Source organism: Cupriavidus sp. 01L43 (genome assembly GCF_056399925.1).
Genome location: NZ_JBFTSH010000039.1, coordinates 1 through 1,598, shown reverse-complemented (window position 1 = coordinate 1,598; position 1,598 = coordinate 1). Strand labels below are relative to the sequence as shown.

Annotated in this window: 1 protein-coding gene; it reads left to right on the top strand. The window is 56.6% G+C overall.

Annotated features, from left to right (window positions below; all coding sequences use genetic code 11):
- Window positions 1–40 precede the first annotated feature (40 nt).
- Window positions 41–1,570, top strand: coding sequence for an IS3 family transposase (locus tag AC1DP9_RS27625; RefSeq protein WP_441645959.1), 1,530 nt, complete (start codon window positions 41–43; stop codon window positions 1,568–1,570).
- The last annotated feature ends 28 nt before the right edge of the window (window positions 1,571–1,598 follow it).

Genomic DNA, 1,598 nt, shown 5'->3' with positions numbered 1-1,598 from the left:
GGGGGTGCGGATGAAAACTTGGACTACTTGGAGGTAGTTCATGTATTCGTACGAGGATCGCATCAGGGCGGTCAAGCTATATTTCAAGTACGGGGGAAAGACGGCAACGGTCGTTCGTGAGCTGGGCTATCCGTCGGGCAAGAACCTGAAGCGGTGGGTTCACCTGTACCAGGCGCTTGGGGACCTGCCCAAGCTCCGCCGTCCAAGGCAGCGATACACGCTGGAGCAAAAACGCGTGGCGGTGGATCACTATTTCGGTCATGGCTGCTCTTTAGTTCATACCCGCAGAGCCCTCGGGTATCCCAGCACCGAAATGCTGGCCCGCTGGATTGAGGAGCTGCGCCCTGGGTCGCGCCGCATGGTCACGAGCACAAACACCAGTGCGCCGTTTGCGTCCGAACAGAGGCGTCAGGCAGTCACTGACCTTTGCACCCGCCCGGGCTCAGCGGAGGATGTGGCAAAAAAGGTTGGAGTAAGCCGACCGATGTTGTACAAGTGGAAAGATCAACTGCTCGGAGACGAGGCATATCGATCTATGCGAAAACGTAAATTGGCTTCGCCTGAAGACGAGCATGCGGCGTTGCTGGAAAGAATCGCGCAGCTCGAACAGCAGGTACGCCAGCTGCAACTTGAGCGCGACATCCTGACGCAGGCGGGCGATCTAATAAAAAAAGACCAAGGCATCAACACCCTGGCCCTGACAAACAGGGAGAAGACACAGGTGGTTGATGCCTTGAAATCTACGTATCCGTTGTCCGAACTTCTTCGCATCGTCGGGCTTGCACGCAGTAGCTATTTTTATCACAAGACAAGATTAGGCCTGGCCGATAAATATGGCGAGGTTCGTAACGCCATGGTCGAGATTTTTGAGGGCAACCATCGGTGTTACGGGTACCGCCGTATCCACGCGATACTGCGCCAGCGCGATATGCAGATCTCCGAGAAAGTTGTGCGCAGATTGATGGCGGAGGAGCAGCTTACTGTCCATCGACCTCGTCGCCGGTATAGCTCTTACAGCGGGGAGATTGGCGTTGCGCCCGAGAACCTGATTGCCAGGGACTTCCATTCGCAGGCTCCAAATCAAAAGTGGCTGACGGACATCACCGAATTCCAGCTTCCAGCGGGCAAGGTCTACCTATCACCCATGATCGACTGCTTTGACGGCAAGGTTGTGAGTTGGTCTATCGGAACGAGGCCTGACGCGCAATTGGTCAATAGCATGCTCGACGGCGCTATCAAGACGCTCACCGAAGGCGACAGCCCCGTCGTACACAGTGACAGGGGCTCGCACTATCGTTGGCCGGGATGGCTACAACGTATCGATGCGGCGGGTCTCGTCCGATCCATGTCGCGAAAAGGCTGCTCACCTGACAACGCTGCGTGCGAAGGCTTCTTTGGGCGCCTGAAAAACGAGATGTACTACTGTCGCAACTGGGCCGGCACCACGGTAGAGGCATTCATGAACGAGCTAAACTCGTACATCCAGTGGTACAACGAGCGGCGCATCAAGTTGTCCCTGCAGGCGATGAGCCCGGTCGACTACCGGCGCCGCTTGGGAATCGCAACCTGAATCAGTCCAAGAAATCGTCCGCAGCCCC

Coding starts and splice junctions, on each gene's coding strand:
- AC1DP9_RS27625 (WP_441645959.1), top strand. CDS start 41: ATGTATTCGTACGAGGATCGCATCAGGGCGGTCAAGCTATATTTCAAG.